The sequence below is a fragment of the Sporosarcina sp. SG10008 genome, assembly GCF_044569405.1.
Taxonomy (GTDB): domain Bacteria; phylum Bacillota; class Bacilli; order Bacillales_A; family Planococcaceae; genus Sporosarcina; species Sporosarcina psychrophila.
Map to the genome: position 1 here is coordinate 2,500,693 of NZ_CP172607.1, position 14,007 is coordinate 2,514,699.

General features: G+C 43.4%; 12 protein-coding genes. 1 reads left to right on the forward strand and 11 read right to left on the reverse strand.

Going from position 1 to position 14,007, the window contains the following annotated elements:
* Positions 1 to 246 precede the first annotated feature (246 nt).
* Positions 247 to 1,509 (reverse strand): methionine gamma-lyase family protein, encoded by a 1,263-nt coding sequence (locus ACGLYD_RS12065; RefSeq protein WP_340767488.1) that lies wholly within the window; start codon positions 1,507 to 1,509, stop codon positions 247 to 249.
* 145 nt (positions 1,510 to 1,654) lie between these two features.
* Between ACGLYD_RS12065 and ACGLYD_RS12070 the strand changes: the two genes are divergently transcribed.
* On the forward strand, positions 1,655 to 2,254 hold the full coding sequence (locus tag ACGLYD_RS12070) for a trimeric intracellular cation channel family protein (protein ID WP_340767487.1): 600 nt from the start codon (positions 1,655 to 1,657) through the stop codon (positions 2,252 to 2,254).
* Positions 2,255 to 2,606: 352 nt separating this feature from the next.
* On the opposite strand, the gene hfq is transcribed toward ACGLYD_RS12070, so the two are convergent.
* From hfq to ACGLYD_RS12120, 10 genes are all read right to left on the reverse strand, one after another.
* On the reverse strand, positions 2,607 to 2,834 hold the full coding sequence (hfq, locus tag ACGLYD_RS12075) for an RNA chaperone Hfq (protein WP_067211068.1): 228 nt from the start codon (positions 2,832 to 2,834) through the stop codon (positions 2,607 to 2,609).
* Between the two features lie 45 nt (positions 2,835 to 2,879).
* Positions 2,880 to 3,827, reverse strand: coding sequence for a tRNA (adenosine(37)-N6)-dimethylallyltransferase MiaA (gene miaA / locus ACGLYD_RS12080; RefSeq protein ID WP_399628116.1), 948 nt, complete (start codon positions 3,825 to 3,827; stop codon positions 2,880 to 2,882).
* The gene (locus ACGLYD_RS12085; RefSeq protein WP_399628118.1) at positions 3,811 to 4,737 is read right to left on the reverse strand and encodes an alpha/beta fold hydrolase; all 927 of its coding nucleotides are present in this window, start codon (positions 4,735 to 4,737) and stop codon (positions 3,811 to 3,813) included. The genes miaA and ACGLYD_RS12085 overlap by 17 nt, the downstream gene beginning before the upstream one ends.
* Positions 4,738 to 4,971: 234 nt before the next feature.
* Positions 4,972 to 6,795, reverse strand: coding sequence for a DNA mismatch repair endonuclease MutL (mutL, locus tag ACGLYD_RS12090; protein ID WP_399633211.1), 1,824 nt, complete (start codon positions 6,793 to 6,795; stop codon positions 4,972 to 4,974).
* 5 nt (positions 6,796 to 6,800) lie between these two features.
* A complete protein-coding gene (gene mutS, locus ACGLYD_RS12095) occupies positions 6,801 to 9,368 on the reverse strand; it encodes a DNA mismatch repair protein MutS (protein WP_399628121.1) in 2,568 nt (855 codons plus the stop codon).
* Between the two features lie 364 nt (positions 9,369 to 9,732).
* Positions 9,733 to 10,299, reverse strand: a complete 567-nt coding sequence (cotE, locus tag ACGLYD_RS12100; protein ID WP_231885693.1) for an outer spore coat protein CotE — start codon at positions 10,297 to 10,299, stop codon at positions 9,733 to 9,735.
* Positions 10,300 to 10,422: 123 nt separating this feature from the next.
* Positions 10,423 to 10,854 carry a RicAFT regulatory complex protein RicA family protein gene (locus tag ACGLYD_RS12105; protein WP_067211076.1) on the reverse strand — a complete coding sequence of 144 codons (432 nt, stop codon included), beginning with the start codon at positions 10,852 to 10,854 and terminating at the stop codon, positions 10,423 to 10,425.
* On the reverse strand, positions 10,854 to 12,395 hold the full coding sequence (miaB, locus tag ACGLYD_RS12110; protein WP_399628125.1) for a tRNA (N6-isopentenyl adenosine(37)-C2)-methylthiotransferase MiaB: 1,542 nt from the start codon (positions 12,393 to 12,395) through the stop codon (positions 10,854 to 10,856). Before miaB ends, ACGLYD_RS12105 begins: the two co-directional genes overlap by 1 nt.
* A gap of 417 nt (positions 12,396 to 12,812) precedes the next feature.
* The gene (locus ACGLYD_RS12115; RefSeq protein ID WP_067211081.1) at positions 12,813 to 13,085 is read right to left on the reverse strand and encodes a stage V sporulation protein S; all 273 of its coding nucleotides are present in this window, start codon (positions 13,083 to 13,085) and stop codon (positions 12,813 to 12,815) included.
* 86 nt (positions 13,086 to 13,171) lie between these two features.
* On the reverse strand, positions 13,172 to 13,969 hold the full coding sequence (locus ACGLYD_RS12120) for a TIGR00282 family metallophosphoesterase (protein WP_067214009.1): 798 nt from the start codon (positions 13,967 to 13,969) through the stop codon (positions 13,172 to 13,174).
* Positions 13,970 to 14,007 lie beyond the last annotated feature (38 nt).

A 14,007-nucleotide genomic window follows, 5' to 3' on the forward strand; every position in this document is an offset into this window, starting at 1 on the left:
TGCCGTGACAGTTCACCGTCTTGCCCTCACAGTTCCGCCGATTGCCATGACAGTTCGGCGTTGCCATTACAGTTTTCCGCTTTGCCCTCACAGTTCCGCTGATTGGCATTACAGTTCGGCATTGCCATTACAGTTTACCGCTTTGCCCTCACAGTTTCACTGATTGCCATGACAGTTCGGCGTTGCCATTACAGTTTTCCGCTTTGCCCTCACAGTTTCGCTGATTGCCGTGACAGTTCGTTACATTTAATTCCCGATTAAGTTTTCCTTAACTAGTTTACCGATTGAGGACAACACAGCTACTTTTACATGCTCGTACGTCAAGCCACCTTGGACATACGCCGTATAGGGCGGTCTGATGGGGCCGTCTGCCGTCAGTTCGATGCTGGAGCCTTGGATGAATGTCCCTGCCGCCATGATGACATCGTCGGTGTAGCCGGGCATATACGACGGCTCAGGGGCGTAGTGCGCATTGATGGGCGAGTTTTCTTGAATTGACCGACAGAACGCAATCATTTGATCGGCATTTTCAAAGGATACCGACTGAATTAGATCAGTTCTTTTTTCTGTGTAATGCGGCGATGTGTTGAGTCCGAAACTTTCTAGAAGTGCTGCGGTGAAAAGCGCTCCTTTTACGGCTTGACTGACAACATGGGGCGCTAGGAAAAATCCTTGGTACATTTCCCGCAGCGTATCCAGCGATGCCCCAGCTTCTGCCCCTAGACCTGGTGAAGTCATCCGGTATGCACACTTTTCAACTAGGTCGGCACGCCCAGCGATATAACCACCCGTTCTTGCGAGTCCTCCACCTGGATTTTTGATCAGTGAACCTGCCATTAAGTCAACACCGACTTGAATCGGCTCTTGTTCCTCGACAAATTCGCCGTAACAGTTGTCAACAAACACAACGAGGTCAGGATTGATGGCCTTCACTTTACGTACCATTTCACCGATTTCATCCACCATGAAAGATGGACGGTCTGAATAGCCTTTTGACCGCTGGATACCAATCATTTTCGTCTTACTGTGAATGTTTTTAGCGACTTCTGCAAAATCGACTGTACCATCTTCATTCAAATCGATATGTTTATAGGTGATGCCATAATCATGCAGTGAACCCGTGTCTTTCCCTTTTCCAGAAACAATGGAGTCCAATGTATCATAAGGTTTCCCTGTAATATAAAGGAGCTCATCACCTGGTCGCAGGATTCCGAAAAGACTGATTGAAATAGCATGTGTTCCAGATATAATTTGATTGCGTACTAGGCAATCTTCTGCTCCAAAAACGTCAGCGTATACTTGTTCCAATACATCTCGGCCCGCGTCATCATAGCCGTAACCTGTTGAACCAGTCAGGTGAAAATCGCTCACCGTATTTTTACGGAACGCAGCGAGTACTTTCCGTTGATTGTAAAAGGCAGTTTTTTCGATACCTTTGAAAAATGGTGCAAGTTTCTCTTCGATCGCTTCCGCATTCTCAAATAAAAGGTCGTCTTGTTCTGTAAACATAATTGGTATTCCTCATTTCATTAAATAGTCACTTCATTATCTTATCAGTCTGTCCGTAGAGGTCAACGTTTACAAGGTTTTCGTCATTGATTATTAATTGTTATCTGTTAGAATTCTTAAGGGTATATTGAATGGAGGAAATGAAGTGGCTTGGGATGTTTTTAGTTTTATCGGTACGGCAGCATTCGCTATCTCGGGCGCAATTGTTGCGATGGAAGAGGAATATGATATTTTTGGCGTTTATATATTGGGTATGGTCACTGCTTTTGGCGGTGGTGCCGTTCGTAATGTTTTAATAGGTGTGCCTGTCTCTGTATTATGGGATCAGCAATTCTTATTTTTTGTGGCAAGTATTTTGATAACCATTATTTTCTTTTTCTCTAGGTATCTTCTTTCCCATTGGAATAGATGGGGTAATTACTTTGATGCAATCGGATTGGCTGCATTCGCCATTCAAGGCGCCATGCTTGCCATATCACTGAACATGTCAATTTATGCAGTTATGGTTGCAGCAGTTCTAACGGGAGCAGGTGGTGGTGTCATCCGTGACTTGCTCGCAGGAAGGAAGCCACTCGTCTTCAAACGGGACATCTACGCAGTGTGGGCTGCACTTGCCGGCCTTATAGTCGGGCTCGGTCTATTCAAGAGTGATCTGGCACTTTATGCGTTACTTGTGGTGACAGCTGGTCTACGTATTTTCTCGCTTGTTTTCCAATGGAAATTGCCAAATGGAAAAATTCATTAATACCAAAAGCGGAACGGGGATTTTACTCCCTGTTCCGCTTTTGGTTACGTCTAGACTCCAGCGCCTAGAGGCTCGGTCATAAGTCGGTCCAACTATGCGGCAAAGAACGCCGCTTCGTCGGCACGTCTTATGTCTGCCGCGGGCCCACAGGATGTGGGTCATGCAGCTGTTGCCACAGGAAGTGGCGCACTTAAGCTACATTCATTTGTTACAGGCCCTTCCGCTTTTGGTTACGTCTAGACTTCAGCGCCTAGAGGCTCGGTCATAAGTCGGTCCAACTATGCGGCAAAGAACGCCGCTTCGTCGGCACGTCTTATGTCTGCCGCCTCTGACCAGGCGCTTTCGCTTTTGGTTATTCCGTTTCGTCTTTTAAAATTACCGGTTTCGTTGGGACATATGTGGAGATCGCATGTTTATAAATTAGTTGTTGCTTGCCGTCCGACTCAAGCAAGACGGTATAATTGTCATACGATTTAATAAGTCCTTTCAATTGAAATCCATTCAGTAAGAATACTGTTACAAATGTATTATTCTTTCGTAACGAGTTTAAAAACGTTTCTTGCATGTTAACCTGTTTCATACGCCGAATCCTCCAGTTGTCATAGCTATATTTCTAGTGCTCCACTTACTTTATTCGACCCAGATTATCGAAACCCTTCAAGATTGCCAAAATTCTATTTATAATTTCAGTAGTTCCCAATTCTGCATCGAACCAGCTGATGTCCAGTTTGTTGCGGAAATAGGTCATTTGCCGTTTTGCGTAGTTACGCGTATTTTTTTTAATTAATTCAACAGCGCCGTCTAGTAACAACTTCTCTTCAATATATTGATGAAGTTCTTTATAGCCAATCGCTTGTACAGATTGTACGCCACGAATTTCTTCATCCCATAATCGTTTCGCTTCCTCTAGAAGACCTTTCTCCATCATTATGTCGACACGGAGACCAATCCGTTCATAGAGCACATCCCGGTCCATTTCAAGACCAACAATGAGATGGTCATAAAGAGATGCGTGTCCTGCGTCGTCTTCATGATCTTCCTTTGTTTTACCTGTCACTTCAATGATTTCAAGCGCTCGAACAAGCCGGCGATGATTATTCGGGTGAATTTTTTCAGCACTCACCGGGTCAAGCTCAACCAGTTTTTCATACAGATATGCGGCCCCTTTTTCAGCAAGTTCCTGCTCCAAGCGTTTCCTTACTTCTAGATCCGCCGCTTCTTCTGTAAAACGGAAATCGAACAGTACGGATTGAATGTATAATCCGGTCCCCCCTACGATGATTGGCGTTTTTCCACGGCCCTGTATATCTTTTATCCACTTTCGTACATCCGTTTGGTACTCTGCAACAGAAAAAGGTTCATTCGGTTCTTTTACATCGAATAAATGATGCGGGATGCCATTCATCTCTTCTTCTGTGATTTTGGCTGTCCCAATATCAAGCCCTTTGTATACTTGCATCGCATCACCATTAATGACTTCCCCGCCAATTATTTTGGCAAGTTCAATACTTAACGACGTCTTTCCAGATGCTGTTGGTCCGACGATTGCGATTACTTCAGGATATTTGCTCATTTTTTTCAATCCAGTCATAAACGGTTTTGAATACGTGTTGACGGTTCTTTTCATGGAGCATTTCATGCCTGCCACCTTCAAACAAAAGTACCGTAACATCTTCTAGGCCCGCCTTATTGTATTGCTTTGCTACACTCCAAACCCCTTTTCCACTGTCACCTACCGGATCTTCACTCCCTGAAAAAAGGATAATAGGAAGTTTTTTAGGGATTTTATTTATTTCATCTATGTCATGGATTTCTCCAAGTCCTTTGAATAAATCCGCAAAAAAACGTGTGGTTGGGACTACTCCACAAGCGGGGTCAATCAAATATTTCTCAACAGCTTCAGTATCGGTAGAAAGCCAGTCAAATGGCGTTTTCGGTTGATGAACCGACTTATTGAAACCACCAAAAACGAGTTTGTTTAGGAAATTATCTGGCTGATCAAAACCGTTTTTCTTGCCGTGCAGATAAGCAACTGCCTGCCCTGCGAAGCGGCTTGCACCAGGGTCTCCGCCTGTCCCTGAAAATATTGCCTGGTCAACTTCACTGCCGTGGAGTTGGACATATCTCCGTGCGACGAACGATCCCATACTATGACCGAACAGAACGAAACGCGGGGATGGATACTGCTCCCGGAGTTTCGAAATGACTTCGAAAGCATCTTGAACAACGTGGTCAAAGCCGTCCTCATCGGCAAAATGCCCTTTCATTCCGTTCATTTTAGCCGTCTTGCCATGTCCCCGGTGGTCGTGACCAGATACGATATATCCTTTCTCCACGAGATAGTATGCAAATTCTACATATCTGCCAATATGTTCGGACATGCCGTGAAGAAGATGGATATGTCCAACCGGATTACCTTCTGGTTTCATCACGATGGCATGAATTAAAAAACCATCTGACATTTCAAGTGTCGCTTCTCTCATTGGAATGCACCGTCCTTCGCTTTTGTCTCAATAAATATGAACATTTTGATAGGGAATATCTCGTTCCAGTCACGTTTCCGCAACATTTAATACGGCGAATCACCTCTGTAGAGCGGTAAGAGGTCTCTGTCGCTAAGTTCCGAATCCTTGGCTAGCGACTCAAACAATCCACGTGTACACGCATTCAGCACGATTAAACAAGGAGTACGAATATATACTTCCTCAATCTGCTGCCTACATCACTCTTTTGAACATTTTTTCCAGTTCATACGTCGTGAAATGGATAAGCACCGGCCTGCCATGTGGACAAGTAAATGGATTGTCGACTGCAGATAGATCATTCAACAGCCTTTCCATATCTGCTAGTGTCAAATGGTGATTTGCTTTGATGGAGCGTTTACAACTCATCATAATGGCTGCTTCTTCACGCAATTTACCGATATCAATTTTTCGTGTAGTCAACACTTGCTCAATAATATCTTCGATGATAACCGTCTCTTCTCCTGTTGGAAACCAAGATGGATATTCTTTTACCGCATAGGAAGAAGGTCCAAACTCCTCTAGGAAGATACCGACTTCCTGCAACATACTCATGTTTTCCTCAATTTTCGTTTTCTCGTCTGCTGAGTAATGGAACATAAGAGGAATTAGTAACATTTGACGTTCTTCATTATCCGTCTCACTCAATTTATCCCTAAAAAACTCATACTTTATTCGTTCTTGGGCTGCATGCTGGTCAATCATGAAGAAACCGTCTTCATTTTGCGCAACAATATAGGTACCATGAACCTGCCCTACTGGCGCTAGAGCCGGGAATTTTTTATCTACTTCTTGTTGTTCACCTTCTTCTAGGGCAATCTGCGGTTCATTGACCATCCAAGGCGTTTGTTCAACGGGATCATTTTCAGGAAGATCATAAGAATCGTACGTTGGTTTTTCTAGTGGTTGCATTGACGGTACTGACGGTGCTGCCACTGTTGTTGGCTTTTCTGTTCGGAATTGATTCCACATATTTACTTGTTCAGATTGATTTTTCTTGGCAGGTTCTTTTTTTATAGCGTCAGGAACGATTGTGTTTTTCCGAATAGCCTTCTGGATAGATTCTTTAATGAGCGCCAGTAACTCGCCCTCTTTACTCATGCGGATATGTTGTTTGGAAGGATGCACATTGACGTCTGTCAAATAGGGATCCCCTTCAACGTTGATAACCGAGATTGGAGAGCGTCCAATCGGCAAATACGTATGGAATGCATCTAGAATTGCATGATTGATCGCATTGCTCTTCACCCATCTGCCATTGACGATTAACGTCATATAGTTTCTTGACGCACGTGTCATTTCGGGCAATGTTACATGACCCGAAACTTTGTAATCCGCATTCTCACCCGCGAAGCTCACCATTTTACGGGCGACAGCTATACCGTAGATATCTGAAAGTACACGGCGTTGATCTCCGCTTCCCGCTGTCTGCAATAGTACTTGACTGTAATGCGAGAGTTTAAACGCAATTGTAGGATGGCTTAGTGCAAGTCGATTGACAAGATCGATTGTATGGCCCAGTTCTGTTTGAATTGTTTTCATATATTTTAGGCGTGCAGGCGTATTGAAAAACAATTGAGAAACAGTAATGTCCGTTCCTTTGCGGAATGCCGCATTATCATGTTTGACAAGTCGACCTCCGTCAATTTGGACTTCTGTGCCTTCTGTTTCTCCGTCAGAAGTCCACATAATTATCTTGGACACGGATGCAATACTCGCAAGTGCTTCTCCCCGGAACCCAAGCGTTCGAATTCGGAATAAATCATGGTCATTTGATATCTTACTTGTTGCATGCCGCTCAAACGCTTGAACAGCATCTTTTTTAGACATGCCATTGCCGTTATCTGTTACACGAATTGTCAGTAGACCGGCTTCCTCAAGTCCAATTTCAATCACAGTACTTTCTGCATCAATCGCATTTTCAACGAGCTCTTTCACGATGGAAGCAGGACGTTCGACGACTTCGCCCGCAGCGATTTTATTGGACAGCGTATCGTCCATCACTTTGATGATGTCTATCGGTCTCACCCTTTCTTAGGTCTGAGCTTTTCTTTCAATTCATGGATGTATTGCAGTGCCTGGAACGGTGTCATATTAAGTAGATCAGCATCGTTCAGATTAGTCAGCACATCTTGCTCTTCTGCCGACAAGGTAACCTGCTCATCGTGTTGAATATCAAAAAAGTTCAATTGCGTTGGTTCATCTTCATGAACCGTTCGTTTTTCCACATTTTCAAATGTAGTGAGTAATGTTTTTGCTCGGTTGAGAAGCGATTCGGGTAGACCTGCAAGATCCGCAACGTAAATTCCGTAACTTTTATCAGCCGGCCCCGCCATCACTTTATGGAGAAAGACGACTTTTCCATCCTGTTCCATTGCAGCGACATGAACATTTTCAAGTCGAGATAGTTCATTATCCAAATTGGTCAGCTCATGATAATGGGTAGAAAACAGTGTATTCGCTCCAATTTCATTGTGAATATGTTCCATCATCGCCTGCGCTAATGCCATACCATCATATGTTGAAGTACCGCGTCCGATTTCATCAAAAAGGAGAAGACTTTGTGCAGTTGCATTTGCGATTGCGAATTGAGATTCCATCATTTCCATCATAAACGTACTTTGTCCTGAAGCTAGGTCATCCGCTGCACCAATTCTTGTGAATATTTGATCGGTAACAGGAAGTGACGCCTGATCGCAAGGTACGTAGCAGCCAATCTGCGCCATCACGACAATGAGCGCTACTTGCCGCATGTATGTACTTTTACCGGACATATTTGGTCCCGTGATAAGCAACATATTCGCTTCATCAGTCAATTTGCAGTTATTAGGAACATAAAGAGAATGGTCAATCATCTTTTCAACGACCGGATGACGCCCGTTCTTGATTTCCAATGCTTTTCCATCGTGAAATACTGGTTTTACGTAGTTACGCTTTTCCGAAACCGCTGCGAATGAAAGAAGGACATCCAGTTCGCTTAAGACACTTGCAAGATGCTGAATATGCCTAATATGTGTTTTCATGGAATCCCGAACCTTACTGAATAACTGATACTCTAGCTCTAGTCCTCCCGCTTCCGCATTGAGGATAAGATCTTCCTTCTCTTTTAGCTCAGGAGTTATGTAACGTTCAGCATTCGCAAGCGTCTGCTTTCTTTCATATCGTTCCAAATCGGCAAGGTGGATATTGGATTTCGTAATCTCTATATAATAGCCGAATATTCTGTTGTATCCTATTTTTAAAGATTTAATGCCTGTCCGCTCGCGTTCCTCGCGTTCGAGTTCTGCAAGCCACGCCTTACCATTTTTTGAAGCATCACGGTATTGGTCGAGTTTTTCATCGTAGCCATCCTTGATGATGCCGCCTTCTTTAACGGATAGTGGCGGATTTTCAGCAATTGCTAGTTCAAGAATGTGTAGCACTTCTTCGCAACCGTCAATTCGTTCGGAAAACTGATTTAGTAACGGTCTTTCTGATTCATGAAGTGCTTTTTTGATGTTTGGGACACGACGGAGTGAGTTACGAAGTTGTGCAAGATCCCTCCCACTCGCGCTTCCCATCGAAATTCGCCCAGCGAGTCTCTCTAAATCGTATACTTCTTTTAGGCTTGTCTTCAATTCATCCCGCAGAAAAAACTCTTCAATAAGTTCAGTTACTGCATCCAGTCGATTTTCAATTGCTCTTTTCTCAGCTAGTGGCTGATGAATCCACATTTTTAATTTACGGGCGCCCATCGCTGTAACAGTCTCGTCAAGCAACCAGTAAAGCGTGCCATCCTTGCTACCATTGCGAATTGATTGGATGAGTTCCAGATTACGCATTGAATTGGCATCAATGGATAGTTTCGTTTGTTTCTGGATAAATTCGAATGGACGTATATGATCGAGTGCCGTTTTCTGTGTGCGCCTAACATAAGATACGAGCATGCTACACGCTTCCTTGACCTCGTTTGGAATTGCACCAAAAAGATTCTCCATATCGAACTGTTCCTCGCCATACTCGATGGACAATACAATACTGCGTTTCGCCATGCTATCACTGAGAGCGAGATGCAGTCCTTCATCGACAACGACTTCTTTCATACCCAGTGCCTCAATTTCGGCAATCAGCGTCCGCTCGTCGCCTTCCACAGACTCCACTTTACCTTCACCAGTTGCTAGGTCAAGATAAGCGAGTGCATACTTATTGCCATCAATAATGTCAGCCGATCCGATGAAATGATTCGTGTTCGCATCAATTGTTTTTCCTTCGGTCATCGTACCAGGAGTAATAATTTTAACGACTTCCCTTTTGACGATGCCTTTTGCTTCTTTTGGATCTTCCGTCTGCTCACAAATAGCCACTTTATGCCCTTTTCGTACGAGCGTTTCTATATAACCTGCAGCCGCATGATAGGGTACACCGCACATCGGAATCCGATCTCGACTCCCAGAATCCCGACTGGTTAATGTAATTTCAAGAATTTGAGATGCTTCTTCCGCATCCGTGAAAAACAGTTCATAGAAATCGCCTAATCTAAAAAACAGAAAGGCATCTTTATGTTCCGATTTCACTTTTAAATATTGTTGGATCATTGGTGTGTGTGTTGTCATTTTTTAACCTCGCTACAAATTCTATTTTTTATTATTATAACAAACTTGGGCAACGAAGAGCCCAAGTTCTGCGTGATTTTTACGGTCTTCAAAAATCTAAGCAAATACCGGACAACGAAGAGTCCGGTATTTGTGTAATTGCAACTTCGTAATTCTAATTGCAACATTTCGATTCTAACTGCAACTCCACCGTTCTAATTGCAACTTTACGATTCTAACCGCAACTTCACCGCTCTAATGGCAACTTTGCAATTCAAATCTCAACGACACATTTATCATCATAAACTTCGGCTATGAAGGGTGCGTACCTGCACACCCACGAAATCCATCAAAAAGAAAAAAAGCCGGTAGTGTTTGCCGGCTCTCAAAATGACGATGATTCTCTACCTTGTTTCTGACTATGCCCTTGGTCACTGCCCCGCACTTGCGCTTGCTCATGTCCTGGACTGTGGTCATGATCATGTGATGATGATTCATCACGGAATGACCATTCCTCTTCAAAACTTTGTGGATGGACCGTAATACAGACTTTTGTTTCGCCAACAACTTCTGCCATCAATTCTCGTTCGATCGTAATACAGAACTTCTCACCACATTCCGAAATAACCGCTTCTGTACAGTTCGGATGCTGGATAACATCAACGATGACTTCTTCATGCCCAGATGTCGGTTCGTCTCGATAATGCAAACGAATCCGGTCCTTGTAAGGAATTGACTCTGTAAACACAGATGTCTTTGAATGTTCTTGATGGGAATACCAAACATTGACGTCGAACTTACCGGTAACTTCGATGAATTTACCGACCTTTTTCGCCTGATGTGTATGGTTGATGACCCAACATCCGAGTATACTCGTCGGACTATTTGGCGGCTTCAGTGTCACAGTCGTCTCAGTCCGCTTCTTCCCCTTGGCAATAACCGTCTTCGTCACGATCTGACGTAAATTTTTCAGTTCGATTCCTCCTCCATTCGCTTCAATCCATCTTATGCAACAGAAGCCCAGAGAGTGAGAAAAATCGGCAGGAAATATTTTCCCACCGATTGGTATACTTACTTATAGTTTTTCATATGTCGTATTTTTTATATAAGAACCCGTTTCTCCACGTCTTACATCGCCATCTGTCGCTTTGATGATTTCATCTGTGACAGTGTTTGCGATTGTGTTCGATACAAGTTGAAGTAAATCATTCACTTCGCCTTGTGATTGTTTAAATTCCTGAACAATAGGAACTTCGTCAATATCACCTTGGATTTTTTCGATTTTACCTTCAATGATACCCAACGCTCTTTCTTTTCCGTACTGTTGGAAATTGACTGCCTGCTTTTGCAATGATTTTAGACTTGCAATGTTTTCACGGATTTTTTGATTTTCATTAATTTGCTCTTCTGCCCGCTTGAAAAACTCCACTTGTTCTGTGTTCGCAATCATTACTGCGATCTCGCGTGCTTTTGCGATAATTTCATCTTTCGAATATAACTTTTCCATTATGACATCACCTTTTCCTTTTCTACTACGCCGATAAACTCACCGTCGAGTGACCATGTTTTGGCCTCTATTATTTTCACATTAACTATTTTACCAATTACAGATTGGGGTGCTTTGAAATTGACGAGTTTGCTCTTCTCCGTATATCCAGCGAGAACTTCCGGATTACGCTTACTTTCGCCTTCAACAAGTACCTCAACGATTTTACCTTTGTAAGGTTTCATCGCTTCTGCGGATAATTCATTGACGACTTTATTTAATCGCTGTAAACGCTCTTTTTTCACGTCCATCGGAATATTGTCAGCCATTTTTGCAGCCGGCGTGCCATCCCGTGGCGAATAAATGTACGTGTAAGCAATATCGAAACCAACTTCCCTGTACAAGGATACTGTCTCTTCGAATTGCTCGTCCGTTTCATTCGGGAATCCAACGATAATATCCGTCGTTAATGTAACGTTCGGTATCGCTTTTTTAATTTTCCCCACGAGCTCAAGATAATGTTCACGCGAATATTTTCGCGCCATAATTTTCAAAATGCTGCTGGAACCCGATTGAACGGGAAGGTGAATATGATCGACTAGATTGCCGCCCTTCGCCAGCACTTCGATTAGATGGTCATCGAAATCACGGGGATGGCTAGTTGTGAAACGGATTCTCGGTATGTCGATTTTGCTTAAATCATCCATTAAATCGCCAAAACGATAACTCGTCTCGTCAAAATCTTTTCCGTACGCGTTAACGTTCTGACCAAGCAATGTAATTTCCTTATAGCCCTCTGCCGCTAACTGCCGTACTTCCTGGATAATATCTTGCGGACGTCTGCTTCGTTCCTTGCCCCTCGTGTATGGCACGATGCAATACGTACAAAACTTGTCGCAGCCATACATAATGTTGACCCAAGCCTTAATGTTTCCGTGACGGACTTTTGGAAGGTTCTCAATAATATCACCTTCTTTTGACCACACTTCTATGACCATTTCTTTTGATAAATAGGCCTCATTTAAAATATGGGGTAACCTGTGGATGTTATGTGTTCCGAAAATCATATCAACCTGATCATACTTTTTAAGAATTTTATTAACAACTGATTCTTCTTGCGACATACAACCACATACGCCGATTAAGACGTCAGGATTTCTTCTTTTCAACGATTGTAAATGACCTAGCTCCCCAAACACTTTGTTTTCGGCATTTTCACGAATGGCACATGTATTGAGCAAAACGACATTCGCATCCTCAACGGTGTCTGTCGGTTCATATCCAAGGCCTATTAAAATACCAGCAATCACTTCTGTGTCATGTTCATTCATTTGGCAACCATATGTCCGTATATAAAACTTCCGATTCGCCCCCATTTCACGGAAACGCTCGTCAATTTCAAAGTTATCGTAGTAAGCGATTTCTTCTTTGCCACGTTTTTTAGCGTCTTTCAAAGAAGGCGGTGCGTAGGCTGTCTGAAAATAGTGGCTATAGTCCTTGTCAGCAGTTTTTGCTAGTTTCGGCTTCACTAGTCCTTCATTCAATCGCTGTTCCTCGTTCATTTAACTTGTCCCCTTTCATACAAAGCCTTGGGAATTTTAACGTATGATTTCATTATACTTAATTGTTGACCACCTGTACAAGAAGTCAAAGCTTTGTCGGTTGTTTGTCACAGTTATGAAAAGCGGAAGGCGCCGTTTTAGACGCGACAGGCATAAGACGGAACGGCGAAGCGGCGTTCTTTGCCGCATAGCTGGGCTGGCTTTCAAGGAACCCAGCCTAAGTGCGCCGCGTCCTGCGGCAACAGCTGCGTGACTCACATCCTGTTAGCCTCCGAGCGTCTGGCGCCTGAAGCCTGAAGCCTAGACACCATTCAAAGCTAAAAACTTAGTCTTATCTTCAAAAAAGAACTTTCTCTCGTGATACAACTAAAAGACCACAGGAAATTAACTTATCCTGTGGTCTTGACTCTTTCTAATTTACATATTACGCTGTCGTTTTTCAACAAGTAATTTCAATGCTGTACGTCCTTCACCGTTAATCTCGATATCAGTGAAAGCGGGTGCACAGATGAGATCTCCGCCACTTGGAGCGACGAATCCACGTGCAATTGCAATTGCCTTTATTGCCTGATTTAAGGCACCAGCACCTACTGCCTGCATTTCTGCGTATCCCTGGTCCCGGATAACTGCAACGAGTGCTCCTGCAACAGAATTCGGATTCGAGCGAGATGATACTTTCAATGGGTTCAACATGATTCCTCCTTATTTTTCGGTGTCTATGGATCGGAAATCTCCATAAACCATCCTATGATTCGGAGGTGATGTTTAGACGCGTGTCAGCCTTTGAATGTACGGTCAGCATTGATGGCAACACGTTCAACTCTGATAGCTTTTCCTGTTTCATCATCTAATACTGCAAAGAGTCCGTTCAATTGGGTACGTCCTGATTTAGGAACTTCAAAACGAACTGGTAAATTCGTACGGAAACGATAGATGACGTCTTCTTTTTTCATACCCAGGATTTCATCGTAAGGGCCCGTCATGCCCGCGTCAGTTAAATAGGCTGTTCCACCTGGCAGAATGCGGTCATCCGCTGTTTGGACATGCGTGTGCGTTCCTACAACAACAGATGCCTTCCCATCAAGATGCCAACCCATTGCGATTTTTTCACTTGTCGCTTCGGCGTGGAAATCAACGAAGACAAGCGGAGAAATCTCTCTTGCTTCCGCTACCAATTCCTCTGCCTTTTCAAACGGATCGCCGTGCGGAGGTAAAAATGTCCGGCCATGCAAATTGATGATAGATAATGTCACACCATTACGTGAAATTGTCGTCATCCCTTTACCAGGTGCTTCATCTGAAAAGTTCGCAGGACGGATAAGGTAATCTGTATCATCGATAAAATCGTAAATCTCTTTTTGGTCCCATGTATGATTACCCATTGTTACAACATCTACTCCAGCACGGAGCAGGTCATCAAATATCGCTTTTGTGATTCCTCTCCCTGCTGCTGCATTTTCCCCGTTCGCAATAATAACATCAGGGTTATACTTCCTTTTGAGTCGTGGTAAATAGTCAAATACCATATCTCGTCCTAGCGATCCTACAATATCACCTATAAATAATACTCTCATAAAATAATCTCTCCCAATAGAAAAAGAGGCTCCCGGAC

What these genes read in the sequence shown, in the direction of transcription:
- ACGLYD_RS12065 (WP_340767488.1), bottom strand. Translation starts at nt 1,509, where the DNA reads ATGTTTACAGAACAAGACGACCTTTTATTTGAGAATGCGGAAGCGATC.
- hfq (WP_067211068.1), bottom strand. Translation starts at nt 2,834, where the DNA reads ATGAAACAGGTTAACATGCAAGAAACGTTTTTAAACTCGTTACGAAAG.
- miaA (WP_399628116.1), bottom strand. Translation starts at nt 3,827, where the DNA reads ATGAGCAAATATCCTGAAGTAATCGCAATCGTCGGACCAACAGCATCT.
- ACGLYD_RS12085 (WP_399628118.1), bottom strand. Translation starts at nt 4,737, where the DNA reads ATGAGAGAAGCGACACTTGAAATGTCAGATGGTTTTTTAATTCATGCC.
- mutS (WP_399628121.1), bottom strand. Translation starts at nt 9,368, where the DNA reads ATGACAACACACACACCAATGATCCAACAATATTTAAAAGTGAAATCG.
- ACGLYD_RS12105 (WP_067211076.1), bottom strand. Translation starts at nt 10,854, where the DNA reads ATGGAAAAGTTATATTCGAAAGATGAAATTATCGCAAAAGCACGCGAG.
- miaB (WP_399628125.1), bottom strand. Translation starts at nt 12,395, where the DNA reads ATGAACGAGGAACAGCGATTGAATGAAGGACTAGTGAAGCCGAAACTA.
- ACGLYD_RS12120 (WP_067214009.1), bottom strand. Translation starts at nt 13,969, where the DNA reads ATGAGAGTATTATTTATAGGTGATATTGTAGGATCGCTAGGACGAGAT.